The sequence below is a fragment of the Streptomyces actuosus genome (assembly GCF_016921115.1).
In the GTDB taxonomy this organism is placed as follows: Bacteria; Actinomycetota; Actinomycetes; order Streptomycetales; family Streptomycetaceae; genus Streptomyces; species Streptomyces actuosus_A.
The window spans coordinates 1-14,681 of sequence record NZ_JAFFZS010000025.1 but is presented as its reverse complement, the minus strand read 5'-3'; the positions used below and the strand labels follow the sequence as shown (position 1 = coordinate 14,681).

Sequence of the window (14,681 nt, the reverse complement as noted above, 5' to 3'; positions counted from 1 at the left end):
GAGGTCTGCACCATGTCCGAATGGTCTGTCGCGGAGCCGAAGAAGCTCACCTTCGACGAGCCCGTCCGCGAACTGCACGTGCGCATCGTCGGAGGACAGGTGAACGTCGTGGGCACGGACGAGGGTTCCGCCCGCCTGGAGATCTCCGAGATAGAGGGCCACCCCCTGCTGGTGACCCAACGGGACGGCACCCTGACCGTGACCTACGAGGATCTGCCCTGGAAGGGCTTCCTGAAATGGCTCGACCGCAGAAACCGGCACCGCCTCGCGGTCGTGTCCCTGACCGTCCCCGCGAGCACGCGCGTCGAGGTCGGCGTGGTGACCGCCACCGCGGTGGTCTCCGGCATCGACGGGCGCACGGAGGTCAAGGGCGTCTCCGGAGACACGACCCTGGTCGATCTGGGCGGCCCGGTCCGCACCGACACCGTCTCGGGCAGTGTGGAGGCCCAGGCCCTCAACGGTGACCTGCGCTTCAACTCGGTCTCCGGCGACCTGACCGTGGTGGACGGCGCCGGATCCTCGGTGAAGGCGGACTCGGTGAGCGGCGCGATGATCGTCGACCTGAACCCGGCGGGGCGCCCCACCGACGTCGCCCTGACCAGCGTCTCCGGCGAGATCGCGATCCGGCTGCCCCACCCGGCGGACACCCGGGTGGAGGCGAACACCGCCAGCGGTTCGGTGTCGAACGCCTTCGAGGATCTCCGAGTGGGCGGCCAGTGGGGCGCCAAGCGGATCACCGGGCGGCTCGGCGCCGGAAGCGGCCGACTGAAGGCGACCACCGTCTCGGGATCCATTGCCCTGCTGCGCCGGCCGCCGACGGAGGACGAGCCCTGGGAGCCGGAGCCGCGGGAGGAAGTCCCCGCGGCGGGCTCCACCGCCTCGCCGGGGGACGCCTCCTCCGGCGAGGGCCGACCCGCGCCGGCCTCCGACGCCCCGGCCGACGGCACGACCGACAAGAAGGTGCTCTGACATGCCCCCCGTCTTCGCCCACGGCCGCCTGCGCCTGTACCTGCTGAAGCTGCTGGACGAGGCGCCCCGTCACGGCTACGAGGTGATCCGCCTCCTGGAGGAGCGCTTCCAGGGCCTGTACGCGCCCTCGGCGGGCACGGTCTACCCCCGCCTGGCCAAGCTGGAAGCCGAGGGCCTGGTCACGCACACCAGCGAGGGCGGCCGGAAGGTGTACTCGATCACGGACGCGGGACGCGCCGAGCTGGCCGACCGCAGTGGTGAACTGGCCGACCTGGAGCTGGAGATCCGGGAGTCGGTCGCCGAACTGGCCGCCGAGATCCGGGCGGATGTGCGCGGTGCGGCCGGCGACCTGCGGCGGGAGATGCGGGCGGCGGCCGGCGAGGCCCGCCGCCGCGGCTCCGGCGCCGCTCCCGGCGCACACGGCGATTCCGCGGAGTACGGCGACGGGGAGGCGTGGCGCGCCGCCAAGGAGGAGATGCGGCGCGTCAAGCAGGAGTGGAAGGAGCAGGCCCGGCGGGCGAAGGACGAGAGCCGCCGCGCCCGCGAGGAGGCCCAGCAGGCCCGCCGCCAGGCCAAGGAGGCACAGGAACGCGCCAGGGCCCAGGCGCAGGAGGAACTGCAGCGGATGGCACGACTCGTCCAGGCCCAGGTCCAGGACCACTTCGCGCGCGGCGACTGGCCGACGGGCGTGACAGAGGGGCTGGCCGAACTGGCCAAGGAATTCGGCGAGTTCGGCAAGGACTTCGGCTTCGGTCGGCCCGGCACCCAGCGGCCCGCCCCGGAGCGGTCGCACCCCGCGACGCCGGAGTACTCGCAGACCCCGGAGGACTTCCCGGCCGAGTACGTGCCGTCCTGGGCCCACGAGGCCCCGAGCGGCGATCCGGCCCGCGACCTCGACCGGCTCCTCGACCGCTTCCGCGACGACATTCGCGACGCGGCCCGGGACCACGGCGTCACCGGGGACCAGCTCCGTGACGCCCGCGGCCACCTGTCGACGGCCGCGGCGCACATCGGCGCGATACTGCGCGCCCCGCAGCGCTGACCGCACGCCCGGCGGAGGCGAAGGCCGGCTGCGCCCTACGGGCTCAGCCGGCCTTCGCCTCGCCCCCGCCGTACAGCACCCGGTTCACCGAGTCCCAGGTGACGCCGTGATCCGCGAGGACCTCGGCGGCGACACCGGGCACGACGGTGAGGGCCAGCAGCAGGTGCTCGTCGCCGATGTGCCGGTCGCGCCGGGTGAGGGCGATCCGCAGGGACCGCTCCAGGACCGCCTTGGCCTCGGGGCGGAAGGCGGGCCGGCGCCCGTTCCGCCGCCCGGGCCGCGCCGGGGTACCGGACAGCGCACCGGCCCCGTGCTCCCGCTCCACCCGCGCCACGATCTCCGACACGTCGATCCCCAGCCCGGCGAGCGCCTCGCTCTCCGCCCGGGACAGCCCGGCCCGCCGCCGAGCCTCCTCCAGCGCCCGCCGCACCGAGTCCCGGCGCGGTGGGACCCCGAGCGCGGCCAGCGCGAAGGAGGCGCGGCTCCCCTCGCGGTCCAGCAGGGCGAGGAGCAGGCACTCGGCGCCCAGGGACCGCTCACCACTTCCTTCCGCGTACTCCACGGCCCCGCCGACCACAGCGCGGGCATCCTTCGTGAACCGTTCGAACATCAGCGCCTCCCGTACTTCTTGTGCACGGCCTGCCTGCTCACCCCGAGCTCGGCGGCGATCTCCTGCCACGACCAACCCTGATTGCGCGCACTGCGCACCTGTACCGCCTCCAGCTGCTCCAGCAGCCTGCGCAGGGCGGCCACGGCACGCAGTCCGACCCGCGGATCGCGGTCGCCTGCGCGCTCGGCGAGTTCCGTTGCCTCGGTCATGACGTCAATGTAGGTTGACATGCCGCCCGCGTCAACCTGAGTTGACACATGCGGTGCGCGAAAGGCGGGCCCGGATGCCGGACCCGCCTGGTGGGCGCGCCCCTGCGCGCTGTGCTCAGTCCCGGGTGAGCACGATCTTCCCGAACAATTCCCCCGACGCCATCCGCTCGAAGCCCTCGCGGGCCCGGTCCATCGGCAGCAGCTCGTCGATGACGGGACGCACACCGGTGGCGGCGCAGAACGAGAGGAGGTCCTCCAGTTCGTCCTTGGTCCCCATGGTCGAGCCGACGACCTTCAGCTCCAGGAAGAAGATCCGGGTCAGCTCCGCGTGCGAGGGCCGATCACCGCTGGTGGCGCCGGAGATGACGAGCGTTCCGCCGGGCCGCAGCGACTTCACCGAGTGCGACCAGGTGGCCGCACCCACGGTCTCGATCACGGCGTCGACACGCTGCGGCAGCCGCGCACCCGGCTCCACGGCCTCCAGAGCACCCAGCTCCAGCGCCCGCTTGCGCTTGGCCTCGTCCCGGCTCGTGGCGAACACCCGCAGTCCGGCCGCCTTGCCGAGCACGATCGCGGCGGTGGCGACACCGCCGCCCGCGCCCTGGACGAGAACGGAGTCGCCGGGCCGCACCCCGGCGTTGGTGAACAGCATCCGATACGCCGTCAGCCAGGCCGTCGGCAGGCAGGCGGCCTCGGCGAAGGACAACTCCTTCGGCTTGGGCAAAATGTTCCAGGTCGGCACGGCGACCTGCTCGGCGAAGGTCCCCTGGTAGCGCTCGGTGAGAATGGACCGCGGCTCCCTCGGGCCGACACCATGACCGCTCTGCCCGATCACGGAGTGCAGGACGACCTCGTTGCCGTCCTCGTCGACGCCGGCGGCGTCGCAACCGAGGATCATCGGCAGGCGGTCCTCCGGGAGACCCACGCCCCGCAGGGACCAGAGGTCGTGGTGATTGAGCGAAGCGGCCCTGACGTCGACGGTGCTCCAACCGGGCCGGGCCACGGGAGCCGGGCGGTCCCCCAACTCCAGGCCGTTCAGCGGCTGGTCACGGTCGATTCGGGCGGCGTAGACGGCGAACATACAGCCGACCATAGGGTGGCGCCGCCGGGGAAGGAACCGGGGGCTGTTGTGACACATGCCCTCTTGCGCACCGGCACCCGGCGGCCTCGCGGGCCGGGGCGGTGGGCACGACCGCCCCCGACGGCCCGGCGATCGCACACGACCGGGGCGCCCGGAGACAGGGCGCCCCACGACCGCGACGGCCCGGGCGCGGCCCGGCCGCACACCTGGGCGGCGGCCTCTCAGCCGGAGCCGGAGCATGTGGTGACCGGGGGGCGGAGGGTCGGTGCAGCAGCCCGGCGAGCCCCCACGACGACTCGGCGACCGCCACCCGAACGGCTGAGCGGGCGGTCAGAAAAACGGCCTCGCCCGTCCGGGCGAGGCCGTTCGTCCGTTCCGGGCGAGGCCGTTCGTCCGTTCCGGGGTGACGCGTCAGCGCCGGGCGACACCCTCCGCCCGGGCCGCAGCCGCCACCGCCGCCGTGACGGCGGGGGCAACGCGCTCGTCGAACGGCGAGGGGATGACGTAGTCGGCGGCGAGGTCGTCACCGACCACCGACGCCAGCGCCTCCGCCGCCGCGATCTTCATGCCCTCGGTGATGCGGGAGGCGCGGACCTGCAGCGCGCCCGCGAAGATGCCGGGGAAGGCCAGCACGTTGTTGATCTGGTTCGGGAAGTCCGACCGGCCCGTGGCCACGACCGACGCGTACTTGTGCGCGACGTCGGGGTGCACCTCGGGGTTCGGGTTGGCCATGGCGAAGACGAACGCGCCCTCGGCCATGGAGGCCACCGCCTCCTCCGCGACCGTACCGCCGGAGACGCCGATGAAGACGTCGGCGCCGGCCAGCGCGTCCTCCAGGGAACCGCTCAGCCCGGCCTTGTTGGTGAACCCGGCGAGTTCCCGCTTGACCGTCGTCAGGTCCTCCCGGTCGGCCGAGACGACGCCCTTGCGGTCGGCGACGGCCACATCTCCGATGCCGGCCTCGACCAGCATCTTCGCGATGGCCACACCGGCGGCGCCCGCCCCTGAGATGACCGCCCGCAGCTGCCCGATCTCGCGCCCGCTCAGCCGGGCGGCGTTCCGCAGTGCCGCCAGCGTCACGACGGCCGTGCCGTGCTGGTCGTCGTGGAAGATCGGGATGTCGAGCCGCTCCTGGAGCCGCCGCTCGATCTCGAAGCACCGCGGCGCCGAGATGTCCTCCAGGTTCACGCCGCCGAAGGAGGGCGCCATCCGCACGACGGTCTCGACGATGTCGTCCACGTCGGTGCAGTCGAGGGCGATCGGCACGGCGTCGACGCCGCCGAACTGCTTGAACAGGATGGCCTTCCCCTCCATCACGGGAAGGGAGGCCTCGGGCCCGATGTCGCCGAGCCCGAGCACGGCCGTTCCGTCCGTCACGACGGCGACGACCGAGGACTTCCAGGTGTAGTCGTGCACCAGCTCCGGCTGCTCCGCGATCGCGGTGCACACGCGCGCGACGCCGGGGGTGTACGCGAGGGACAGGTCGTCCTTGTCACGGACCGGCACGGTGGCCTGCACGGCCATCTTGCCGCCGCGATGCAGCGCGAACGCAGGATCGAAGGAGTCGAGGGGCTCCGCACCGCCCTCGTGCTCCGTACTGCTGCCGCTGCGAGGATTGACGATCTCCGCTGCCACTTTGTTTTTACCCCTTAAGTATTCACGGTTTGAGGGTTGGACCGCCCCTGGTGAGAGGCGGGCGGGCACCGCATACGCCCCGATTTCGTGATGAGTACGGGCACGTACACGACGGGCGCGCCGCACACGCGCCCTGAGCCCCGGATGAGGGGTGTAAAGAACCTTCTTACCCGACGGAAGGGGCCGTCGACGAGTCCATAACGTGAAGGTCACACGTCAGTGCCATGACGTGACATCACTCATGGCTGAATATCCTGACAAGGTCTGGGCAAAGCCGCGACACGCCGTCAAGCGGACACACGCTCCGCAGTCGAAGCGCCCAGATACCGAGATGGACCGAAGATCTTTCGGCCAGATCGGCCACTCGCCGCAGAAGATGCGGCCGGGTTGTCCTGGAGTGATGCGGTTCGGGGGTCTCCCGTTATCCGATTTTGACATAGCGGGTCACCTGAATGTCGGAGTCTGAATGGCAATATTCGTCATCACATGAGGTCGCGACACCCGAAGGTGTGTGATCTCGTCGACCCATCGGCACTGCCGACAGCATCGGCACTCCACCCATCCGCCGGAGGAACTCACCATGACCGCAAGCACCACCCGTCGTACGACCGCCACCCGCTCCCGGCTGGCAGCGGTCGGCTCGATCGCGGTCGCAGGCGCACTGATTCTCACCGGTTGCGGTGACCAGACCGACAAGGGCAGTGACAGCGGCAGCTCCGACACCGCCTCTTCGTCCGCGCCGCTGGCCGACAAGCTCCCTGCCGACATCCGCTCCGCCGGCGTCATCAAGGTGGGCTCCGACATCGCGTACCCGCCGGTCGAGTACATGGACAACGGCAAGGCCGTCGGCATCGACCCCGACATCGCCGAGGCCCTCGGCAAGCAGCTGGGTGTGAAGTTCGACTTCCAGAACGGCAAGTTCGACCAGCTCATCGTCGGTCTGCAGTCCAAGCGGTTCAACGTCATCATGTCCGCGATGAGCGACACGAAGGACCGTGAGAACGGCGTCGACTCCGACACCGGCAAGAAGGTCGGCGACGGCCTCGACTTCGTCGACTACTTCACCGCCGGTACCTCGATCCTCGTCCAGAAGGGCAACCCGAAGGGCATCAAGTCGCTCGACGACCTGTGCGGCCAGGTCGTGGCCCTGCAGAAGGGCACCACCTCCGAGGGCATCGCCCAGGAGCAGAGCAAGAAGTGCACGAAGGACGGCAAGGCGGCCATCAAGCTGCAGACCTTCGACACCGACCCCGAGGCGCTGCTCCGCCTCAAGCAGGGCGCGTCCGTCGCCGACCTCAACGACTTCCCGGTGGCCGCGTACAACGCGAAGACCTCGGGCGGCGGCAACGACTTCGAGGTCGTCGGCGACCAGATCGAGGCGGGCCCCTACGGCATCGGCGTCAGCAAGGAGAACACCCAGCTCCGTGACGCGCTCCAGGCAGCCGTGAACGCCATCATCAAGAACGGCGAGTACCAGAAGATCCTGGAGAAGTGGAACGTCACCGACGGTGCCGTCACCGAGGCCAAGATCAACGGCGGTTCCTGACCCTGCCTGACGCAACACTGAAGGGCAGTCACTGTGACTGACACTGTCGACAAGGCTCCGGCGCCGGCGGTGCCGCCGGAGCAGATCAAGGCGATCCCCGTTCGCCACTACGGCCGCTGGGTGGCCGGCGCGGCGGTCGTGGCGATCCTGGTGCTGATCGGTATCGCCTTCGCCAACGCGAATATCAACTACAGCATCATCCCGGACTACATCACCGACGGCACGATCGTGTCCGGTGCCTGGCACACGCTGTACATCTCCGTGCTGGCCATGGTGCTCGGTCTGGCCCTGGGCGTGATCCTGGCGGTCATGCGGATGTCGTCCAACCCGGTCACCAGCACGGTGTCCTGGCTGTACATCTGGTTCTTCCGCGGCACTCCGGTCCTGGTCCAGCTCCTGCTCTGGTACAACATCTCGCTCGTGTTCCCCGTCCTCAACCTGGGGTTCTACAAGGACGAGATGAACCAGGTGATGACGCCGTTCCTGGCGGCGCTGCTCGGCCTCGGCCTGAACGAGGCGGCGTACATGGCCGAGATCGTGCGGGCCGGCATCCAGTCGGTGGACCTCGGGCAGACCGAGGCGTCGCACGCGCTGGGGATGACGCAGGGCCAGACGCTGCGCCGGGTGATCCTTCCGCAGGCGATGCGTGTGATCGTGCCGCCGACGGGCAACGAGTTCATCAACATGCTCAAGACCTCGTCGCTCGCCTACGCGGTGCAGTTCAACGAGATCATCAAGCGGGCCCAGGACATCTCCAGTACGTCGCTCGCCGTCGTCGAGATGTACTTCGTGGCGTCGATCTGGTACCTGATGCTCACCAGCGTCTTCAGTGTCGGCCAGTACTACCTGGAACGCCGTTACGCCCGCGGTTCGACGCGCAGTCTGCCCCCGACGCCCCTGCAGCGACTGAGGAAGCATCTGGCCCTCTTCGTTTCGTTCCGACGTCCGGAGGCGACCCGATGACCGACCTCGTCAAGGACATGGCCAAATCGGCCGCCGGTCACCCCATGGTCAAGGCCGAGGGCGTGCACAAGTCCTTCGGTCTGGCGCACATCCTCAAGGGCATCGACCTCGAGGTGAACCCGCGCGAGGTGTTCTGCCTGATCGGCCCGTCGGGCTCGGGCAAGTCCACCTTCCTGCGCTGCATCAACCACCTGGAGAAGATCAGCGCCGGCCGGCTGTACGTCGACGGCGACCTGGTCGGCTACCGGCAGAAGGGCGACAAGCTCTACGAGCTGAAGGAGAAGGAGGTGGCGGCGCAGCGACGGGACATCGGCATGGTGTTCCAGCGCTTCAACCTCTTCCCTCACATGACGGCTCTGGAGAACGTCATGGAGGCGCCGGTCCAGGTCAAGCACGAGTCGAAGGCGGTCGCCCGCGAGCGCGCCGAGCAGTTGCTGGACCGGGTGGGGCTCGGGGACCGCAAGGGCCACTACCCGGCACAGCTCTCCGGCGGCCAGCAGCAGCGCGTCGCCATCGCCCGGGCACTGGCGATGGAGCCGAAGCTGATGCTCTTCGACGAGCCGACCTCGGCTCTCGACCCGGAGCTGGTCGGCGAGGTCCTCGACGTCATGCGCGATCTCGCCGAGTCCGGCATGACGATGATCGTCGTCACCCACGAGATGGGCTTCGCCCGCGAGGTCGGCGACAGCCTGGTCTTCATGGACGACGGCGTGGTGGTCGAGGCGGGGAACCCGCGCGACGTCCTGACCAACCCGCAGCACCAGCGGACCCAGTCGTTCCTGTCGAAGGTCCTCTGACGCTCCTGTCGAGGGTCCGCTGACGCTCCTGTCGAAGGTCCTCCGATTCCGAACGGTCTGCCACGGCGGATCCGCCCCACCTCCCCCGGTGGGGCGGATCCGCCGTCCGCGTTCTGCCCCAGGCCCGGGCCGGCCCGGGCCGGGAGGGGCCGGCCCGGCTCCGGCCGCTACCTCAGGGCGAGCAGCAGCGTGTCCGACGGTGAGGCCCACACGGGCCTGACCTCGGCGAAACCCCGCTCGCGCAGGACGCGCGCGTGCCAGGCCGCGGACGGCATCTCGCCGTCGGCGTGCGCGCCGTAGATCGCGAAGCGACGGGCGGTGGGCTCGGCGAGGGCCGGGTCGGAGGCGGCCAGCGCCCACCACGCGGCCCAGTCCAGGGCACCGTCCCTCATCGCCCGGTCCATTCGGGTGCGGCGGTGCCTCTCCTCGGTCGCGTTGATCCGCGGGGTGGTGTCGTCGATCATGTGGTCGGCGTCGAGGAAGACGCCGCCGTGGCGGACCAGCTGCGCGATCCGCCCGTACAGGGTCTCCAGCGGACCCTTGCGCAGCCAGTGGAGTGCCGTGGCGGTGAGGACGGCGTCGTACGTGTCGTACGGCAGCCGGGCCGGCCAGTCCGGGGCCGTCAGGTCGGCCTCGACGAGGGTGACGCGGTCATCGCCGGCGAAGGTGCCGCGGGCGATGGCGAGCAGCGCCGGGTCGAGGTCGACGCCGGTGCTGACGGCGTCCGGGAAGCGGTCGAGCAGCCGGGCGGTGATGCTGCCGGTGCCGCAGGCGAGGTCGAGGACGCGCGGTGCGGAACCGACGAAGGCCTCCACCATGTCGAGCATGATGCGGAAGCGGTCCTCGCGGTCGGGCATGTACCACTCCTGCTGGCGGTCCCAGCTGCGCTGCCAGCCGGGCCAGTCGGCGGCTGCGGCGGTGCGGGGTCCGGGGGTGGTGTCGGTGTCCGTCATCGATGTCCTCCGTCACGGTGACACGTAATACCCTGTAAGCACGACCGGCTATTACCCGACCGCCTGCACGACGATAGAACGCGCCCGTAAGGACTACAAGTGGAACTGGCCTATTACTCGGACTATGCCGTCCGGCTCGTGAACAGCGAGGAACCGGTCCGCGGCAAGGACTCCCTGACCTCCGTCGAGGCCGTTCGCGACCTGTTCGGCGTCAACCAGTCGGCGGCCCGGCGCGCCACCGACGCCGACGTCACCCGGTTCCGCTCGGTGCGGGCCCGGCTGCGCGCGGTGTTCCAGTCGGCCGACGAGGGCGACGAGACCCGTGCCGTGGACCTGCTCAACGCCCTGCTGCTGGAGTTCCCGGTGAGCCCGCAGATCTCCGGGCACGACCACCGGGACGACGACGGCCGGCCCCTGTGGCACATGCACCTGGCCGACCACCCGTCCAACGCGACAGCCGGCTACGCGGCCATTGCCGCGATGGGCCTGGCCTTCCACCTCACCGAGTACGGCGTGGACCGCCTCGGGCTGTGCGAGGCCGCCCCGTGCCGCAACGCCTACCTGGACACCTCCACCAACCGCTCCCGCCGCTACTGCTCCGACCGGTGCGCCACGCGCGCCAACGTGGCGGCCTACCGCGCCCGCAAGCGCCTGGAGGCCGACCGGTCGGGGAAGACGAGCCTGGCCGCCGACAGCGCCCAGCGCAGCACCGCCAGCGGGGAGCGTCGGTCGGGCCCGAGCGGCCGGTAGCGGAAGCGCACCCGGCCGAGCACCAGTTCCTCGGGCACGGCGCCGTAGTCGGTGCTGTCGCCCCCGGCGTAGCCGTTGTCCCCGAGCACCCACCAGCCGCTCTCGCGCAGCTCGACGGCCCGCTTGACGACCAGCAGGTCCTGCTGGAAGGGGTGCCGCAGGACGATCACGTCGCCGGGCCTGGTCCGGGCCCCGTACTGCACGACCAGCCGGTCCCCGTGATGCAGTGTGGGCACCATCGACGGGCCGGTCACCTCGGCCAGCCCGAAGGGCAGTACGGCCCTGCCCCGGTCGATCTCCTGCGACAGCTCCGGCATCCCCGGCACCTCCCCGGTCCGTTCCTCCACCAGTCTCAGTCTGACCCTGGACTTTTGTCCTAAGCCCAAGGGGGCACTCGCGAAAACCCGTCCCCCAGGGAGTAATGTCCCACCTGAGAAGACGATCACGAGGAAGGAATGCTCCATGCTTTCCCGCCTGTTTGCCCCCAAGGTCAAGGTCAGCGCGCACTGCGACCTGCCCTGCGGTGTGTACGACCCGGCCCAGGCCCGCATCGAGGCGGAGTCGGTGAAGGCCGTCCAGGAGAAGATGGCCGCCAACGACGACCCGCACTTCCAGGCTCGTGCGACGGTCATCAAGGAGCAGCGCGCCGAGCTGGCCAAGCACCACGTCTCCGTGCTCTGGAGCGACTACTTCAAGGCCCCGCACTTCGAGAAGTACCCGCAGCTGCACCAGTTGGTCAACGACACCCTGAAGGCTCTGTCGGCCGCCAAGGGCTCCACGGACCCGAAGACGGGTGAGAAGGCGCTGGAGCTGATCGCCGAGATCGACAAGATCTTCTGGGAGACCAAGAAGGCCTGATCTCTGGTCAGGCGTTCTGACCTGCGGTTTCGCGGGTCATGCCGTCTACCTGTCCGCACCCGGTCCGCAGGCCGCCGAGCACGGCGTCCATGACGGCCCGGGTGCGGTCTTCTTCGCCCGGCCACAGGTGCGCGTAGATCCGCAGCGTGATGACGGCGGACGCGTGGCCGAGGACCAGCTGCACCTGCTTGACGCTCGCGCCGCCGGCGATGAGCGCGGAGGCGTAGAAGTGCCGCAGATCGTGGGTGACCATGTGCGGCAGCTCGACGGCCTTACGGCCTTCCCGCTCGGCGGCCCCGTTCTCGGCCGCCTGGAGCACCTTGCGAGCCCCGTTCCACTCGGTCTTCCACCGCCGGTAGTTGAGCGGCTCGCCCTCCTCCATCGTGAACAGCCACTCCCTGGACGGACGTGCGGCGAGATGCGCGAGGAGCGCGTCGGTGACGACCTCGCCGACCGGGACTGTACGCCGGGACTTGGCCGTCTTCGGCGGGCCGACCTTCCCCGACTGGAGCCGCTGCCGCTCGACGCGGATGGCACCGGCCTTGAAGTCGACGTCCGACACCTTCAGACCGAGTAGTTCGCCGATGCGCAGCCCTGATCCGGCGAGGGTGACGATCGCCGCTCGGATGTACGGCGGCATCACCCGCGCCATCGCCTCGACCTGCTCGACCGTGGGCGGGGTGACCTCCTCGTCCGGCATGGCCGGGAGGGTGATCCGGCGGCACGGGCTGGAGGCGATGACCTTGTCGTCCACGGCCGCCGTCATGACGCGTACGAGGACGTCGTAGACGTTCCGGACGCTGCCGGGGCCGAGCTGGTCGGACAGGTGCTTGAAGAGCACCTGGATGTCGTTGACTCTGTCGGGGATCTTGGAGTTCCTCGGTGCGGCAGCATGATCAACGGGCATGCTCGGGTGGTTCCGTCGACCGATGCAGTTGTCGAGGTGCCCGTTGCCCCTTCGCCCCCGTTCCGGTGAGCAAGTCCCCTCTCTGACCGCGCAGATCGCGCGGGCGAGCAATCCGGGCGGTACGACGGCGATATGGGTACGCGATCGCCTCGATGGGCTGTGGTGCGACGAGGACTTCGCCGACTGGTACCCGCGGGATGGGCGCCCGGGGCTCTCGCCTGCTCAACTGGCCATCGTCTGTGTGCTGCAGTTCCTGCTCGGCCTGTCGGACCGGCAGGCCGCCGAGGCGGTCCGTTGTCGCATCGACTTCAAGTACGCCATGGCGATGGAACTGGACGATCCCGGGTTCCACCACAGCGTGCTGGCCGACTTCCGCGACCGTCTCGCCGAAGGCGACCGCGCTGACCGCCTCCTCGACCTCGCGCTGGCCCGCCTCACGGAGGCCGGACTGGTGCGCGAGCGCACCACGCAGCGCACCGACTCCACCCACGTCCTGGCCGCGGCGCGCGACCTGACCCGCCTGGAGCTGGTCACAGAGGCCGTCCGCGCCGCACTCGAAGAAGTCGCCGGTATGTCCCCTCACCTGTTGGACGAGCTGGTCGATGAGGAGTGGGGCCGCCGCTACGGTCGGCCGGTCCGCCTGGGCGAGAACCACACCAAGCCCACGACCAGGATCCTGGCCGCCGGGAACGATGCCGTCCGGCTCCTGGAACACCTCTACCAGCACGGAGCAGGCCGCACGTCCGGCCCTCGCGTCCAGGCCCTGCGCCAGATCATGGTGCAGAACTACCACCGTGACCAGGCAGGCCGGCTGCGCTGGCGCACCGCCGAGAAGGAAGGCGGACCCGGGCTGCCGCCCTCGTCCCGGGCAGTCGTCTCGCCCTACGACACCTCGGCCCGCTATGCGAGGCACGGGCACATCATCAGCTGGAAGGGGTTCGCCGCTCATCTGACGGAGACCTGTGCTCCCGACGGCCCCAACGTGATCACGGACGTGGCCACCACCGCGGCCACCACCCACGACAGTCAGGTCCTGCCCGGCATCCACACCCGTCTGGCGCGGCGCGGGCTGCTGCCCGCCGAGCATCTGGTCGACGCCGGCTACACGTCCCTGCCCCACCTCGAACAAGCCACCCGTGAACACCAGGTCACCGTCTCCGGGCCGCTGCGGAGCAACCCCACCCGCCAACACCGGCAGAACGAGGGCTTCGCCCGGGACGACTTCCACATCGACTACGACCGTCAGCAGGTCACGTGCCCCCAGGGGCAGGTCAGTGCGGGCTGGCACGGCCCTTACCCAACCTCGTCACCCACCGCGGCCCCGCTGATCGTGGCCAGGTTCACCAAGAGTCAGTGCCGTCCCTGCCCGGCCCGCACCCAGTGCACCTCCACCGCCGACAGCGCCCGAACCGTGGGCTTTCCCCCGCGAGAACTCCGTGACCTGCAACTTCGCGTCCGCGCGGAGCAACAGACGCCCGAGTGGAAGACCCGCTATGCGGTCCGCTCGGGAGTGGAGGGCACGGTCAACGAGTTCGCCCACGGACACGGCATGCGGCGCTGCCGCTACCGAGGACAAGGAAAGGCCCACATCCAGCACGTTCTGACGGCCATTGCCGTCAACATCGAGCGCCTCAGCGGACTGCCACCGGCCGAAGAAGCACCCACGTCCCGCCGACCGACTGCCTTCCAGCACTACCTCGACCAGCGCGAGATACCCCGGCTGAAGTCCTGGCGAACCCTGGGAACCTGACCGGCATCTCCAAGATCCCCGACAGAGTCAAGGTCAGCCATCGTCGTCCACGCCTCCTCGCAGCCCCCACTCATCGAGGCCTGAGTAGACCACTGCGATGCGCCCCCTGGGAAAGTCGAACGACGTGGCCTCCCCGCTATAGAGAGCCACCAGCGAATCGGGCCCTCTCCACCAGGTGTCCGCCAGGCCCATCACCTCGCGCACCGGCGCATAGCCGTTCAGGTCGATGCCATCGACGTCATCACCAACGAGCTTGGTGACCTGCCTTGCCCACATGGATGCGTGGTGAGCCAAAGCGAGCGACTCCACCCAGCCCTCGATGGTCGCGTGGAGGGGTGCCCATTCATCTCCCTGGATACCGAACTCACCAGACGGACTGATCATGAATGAGTAGGGGACTGCGGTCCGCTGCATTCCAGCTTCGAACCACCACCCCGCGGAGTCTGCTTCGGGCGAGTCCGGATCGAGGTACTTGGGGCCTCCGCCCTCTCTGTCAGCCTTGGGTGAGACGTCCCGCTTCGTCGGGTTAGCCTGAGAGGGCACGACAGGAGAACCACCCCCTCATGACCAGCACCACTCCCGCCGGATCCGACCCGGCGCCCCGGCCGAAA

At 69.8% G+C, this 14,681-nt stretch carries 16 protein-coding genes; 8 read left to right on the top strand and 8 right to left on the bottom strand.

The genetic code is table 11. From position 1 onward, the window contains the following. Positions 1 to 12: 12 nt before the first annotated feature. Positions 13 to 969, top strand: a complete 957-nt coding sequence (locus JS756_RS25430) for a DUF4097 family beta strand repeat-containing protein (RefSeq protein ID WP_205385523.1) — start codon at positions 13 to 15, stop codon at positions 967 to 969. Position 970: 1 nt separating this feature from the next. Beyond that, the gene (locus JS756_RS25425) at positions 971 to 2,011 is read left to right on the top strand and encodes a PadR family transcriptional regulator (RefSeq protein WP_205385522.1); all 1,041 of its coding nucleotides are present in this window, start codon (positions 971 to 973) and stop codon (positions 2,009 to 2,011) included. A gap of 43 nt (positions 2,012 to 2,054) precedes the next feature. Here JS756_RS25425 and JS756_RS25420 read toward each other — a convergent pair whose 3' ends face one another. From JS756_RS25420 to JS756_RS25405, 4 genes are all read right to left on the bottom strand, one after another. Next, complete coding sequence (locus JS756_RS25420) at positions 2,055 to 2,621, bottom strand: Clp protease N-terminal domain-containing protein (RefSeq protein WP_205385521.1); 567 nt, start codon at positions 2,619 to 2,621, stop codon at positions 2,055 to 2,057. Continuing rightward, entirely contained in the window at positions 2,621 to 2,830 is a 210-nt protein-coding gene (locus tag JS756_RS25415; RefSeq protein ID WP_129802197.1) for a helix-turn-helix domain-containing protein, read from the bottom strand. The genes JS756_RS25420 and JS756_RS25415 overlap by 1 nt, the downstream gene beginning before the upstream one ends. Before the next feature lie 115 nt (positions 2,831 to 2,945). Beyond that, positions 2,946 to 3,911, bottom strand: coding sequence for a zinc-binding dehydrogenase (locus tag JS756_RS25410; RefSeq protein ID WP_205385520.1), 966 nt, complete (start codon positions 3,909 to 3,911; stop codon positions 2,946 to 2,948). A gap of 411 nt (positions 3,912 to 4,322) precedes the next feature. Continuing rightward, positions 4,323 to 5,546 (bottom strand): NAD(P)-dependent malic enzyme, encoded by a 1,224-nt coding sequence (locus JS756_RS25405; RefSeq protein ID WP_205385519.1) that lies wholly within the window; start codon positions 5,544 to 5,546, stop codon positions 4,323 to 4,325. 580 nt (positions 5,547 to 6,126) lie between these two features. Here JS756_RS25405 and JS756_RS25400 point away from each other — a divergent pair. Genes JS756_RS25400 through JS756_RS25390 form a run of 3 tightly spaced genes read left to right on the top strand, consistent with a single transcriptional unit; the run spans position 6,127 to position 8,852 of the window. Then, a complete protein-coding gene (locus tag JS756_RS25400; protein WP_205385518.1) occupies positions 6,127 to 7,092 on the top strand; it encodes an ABC transporter substrate-binding protein in 966 nt (321 codons plus the stop codon). A 33-nt stretch (positions 7,093 to 7,125) separates the two neighbouring features. Then, positions 7,126 to 8,055 carry an amino acid ABC transporter permease gene (locus JS756_RS25395; protein WP_205385517.1) on the top strand — a complete coding sequence of 310 codons (930 nt, stop codon included), beginning with the start codon at positions 7,126 to 7,128 and terminating at the stop codon, positions 8,053 to 8,055. Next, positions 8,052 to 8,852: an amino acid ABC transporter ATP-binding protein gene (locus JS756_RS25390; RefSeq protein WP_275892730.1), complete on the top strand. Its 801-nt coding sequence runs from the start codon at positions 8,052 to 8,054 to the stop codon at positions 8,850 to 8,852. Before JS756_RS25395 ends, JS756_RS25390 begins: the two co-directional genes overlap by 4 nt. 167 nt (positions 8,853 to 9,019) lie before the next feature. Here JS756_RS25390 and JS756_RS25385 read toward each other — a convergent pair whose 3' ends face one another. After that, on the bottom strand, positions 9,020 to 9,805 hold the full coding sequence (locus tag JS756_RS25385; protein ID WP_205385516.1) for a class I SAM-dependent methyltransferase: 786 nt from the start codon (positions 9,803 to 9,805) through the stop codon (positions 9,020 to 9,022). Positions 9,806 to 9,904: 99 nt separating this feature from the next. Here JS756_RS25385 and JS756_RS25380 point away from each other — a divergent pair, with 99 nt between their 5' ends. After that, the gene (locus JS756_RS25380) at positions 9,905 to 10,555 is read left to right on the top strand and encodes a CGNR zinc finger domain-containing protein (RefSeq protein ID WP_205385515.1); all 651 of its coding nucleotides are present in this window, start codon (positions 9,905 to 9,907) and stop codon (positions 10,553 to 10,555) included. On the opposite strand, the gene sodX is transcribed toward JS756_RS25380, so the two are convergent. Next, positions 10,438 to 10,872: a nickel-type superoxide dismutase maturation protease gene (sodX, locus tag JS756_RS25375; protein WP_205385586.1), complete on the bottom strand. Its 435-nt coding sequence runs from the start codon at positions 10,870 to 10,872 to the stop codon at positions 10,438 to 10,440. The two genes, JS756_RS25380 and sodX, sit on opposite strands and share 118 nt — an antisense overlap. A 145-nt stretch (positions 10,873 to 11,017) precedes the next feature. Here sodX and sodN point away from each other — a divergent pair, with 145 nt between their 5' ends. Next, positions 11,018 to 11,413: a superoxide dismutase, Ni gene (gene sodN, locus JS756_RS25370; RefSeq protein ID WP_189942806.1), complete on the top strand. Its 396-nt coding sequence runs from the start codon at positions 11,018 to 11,020 to the stop codon at positions 11,411 to 11,413. Positions 11,414 to 11,420: 7 nt separating this feature from the next. On the opposite strand, the gene JS756_RS25365 is transcribed toward sodN, so the two are convergent. Next, positions 11,421 to 12,320 carry a tyrosine-type recombinase/integrase gene (locus JS756_RS25365; protein WP_240204348.1) on the bottom strand — a complete coding sequence of 300 codons (900 nt, stop codon included), beginning with the start codon at positions 12,318 to 12,320 and terminating at the stop codon, positions 11,421 to 11,423. A 43-nt stretch (positions 12,321 to 12,363) separates the two neighbouring features. On the opposite strand from JS756_RS25365, the gene JS756_RS25360 reads away from it, so the two are divergent. Then, on the top strand, positions 12,364 to 14,070 hold the full coding sequence (locus JS756_RS25360; protein ID WP_240204347.1) for an IS1182 family transposase: 1,707 nt from the start codon (positions 12,364 to 12,366) through the stop codon (positions 14,068 to 14,070). Between the two features lie 33 nt (positions 14,071 to 14,103). On the opposite strand, the gene JS756_RS25355 is transcribed toward JS756_RS25360, so the two are convergent. Continuing rightward, on the bottom strand, positions 14,104 to 14,454 hold the full coding sequence (locus JS756_RS25355; RefSeq protein ID WP_240204346.1) for a hypothetical protein: 351 nt from the start codon (positions 14,452 to 14,454) through the stop codon (positions 14,104 to 14,106). Between the last annotated feature and the right edge of the window lie 227 nt (positions 14,455 to 14,681).

Coding starts and splice junctions, on each gene's coding strand:
- JS756_RS25430 (WP_205385523.1), top strand. CDS start 13: ATGTCCGAATGGTCTGTCGCGGAGCCGAAGAAGCTCACCTTCGACGAG.
- JS756_RS25425 (WP_205385522.1), top strand. CDS start 971: ATGCCCCCCGTCTTCGCCCACGGCCGCCTGCGCCTGTACCTGCTGAAG.
- JS756_RS25420 (WP_205385521.1), bottom strand. CDS start 2,621: ATGTTCGAACGGTTCACGAAGGATGCCCGCGCTGTGGTCGGCGGGGCC.
- JS756_RS25415 (WP_129802197.1), bottom strand. CDS start 2,830: ATGACCGAGGCAACGGAACTCGCCGAGCGCGCAGGCGACCGCGATCCG.
- JS756_RS25410 (WP_205385520.1), bottom strand. CDS start 3,911: ATGTTCGCCGTCTACGCCGCCCGAATCGACCGTGACCAGCCGCTGAAC.
- JS756_RS25400 (WP_205385518.1), top strand. CDS start 6,127: ATGACCGCAAGCACCACCCGTCGTACGACCGCCACCCGCTCCCGGCTG.
- JS756_RS25390 (WP_275892730.1), top strand. CDS start 8,052: ATGACCGACCTCGTCAAGGACATGGCCAAATCGGCCGCCGGTCACCCC.
- JS756_RS25385 (WP_205385516.1), bottom strand. CDS start 9,805: ATGACGGACACCGACACCACCCCCGGACCCCGCACCGCCGCAGCCGCC.
- sodX (WP_205385586.1), bottom strand. CDS start 10,872: ATGCCGGAGCTGTCGCAGGAGATCGACCGGGGCAGGGCCGTACTGCCC.
- sodN (WP_189942806.1), top strand. CDS start 11,018: ATGCTTTCCCGCCTGTTTGCCCCCAAGGTCAAGGTCAGCGCGCACTGC.
- JS756_RS25365 (WP_240204348.1), bottom strand. CDS start 12,320: ATGCCCGTTGATCATGCTGCCGCACCGAGGAACTCCAAGATCCCCGAC.
- JS756_RS25355 (WP_240204346.1), bottom strand. CDS start 14,454: ATGATCAGTCCGTCTGGTGAGTTCGGTATCCAGGGAGATGAATGGGCA.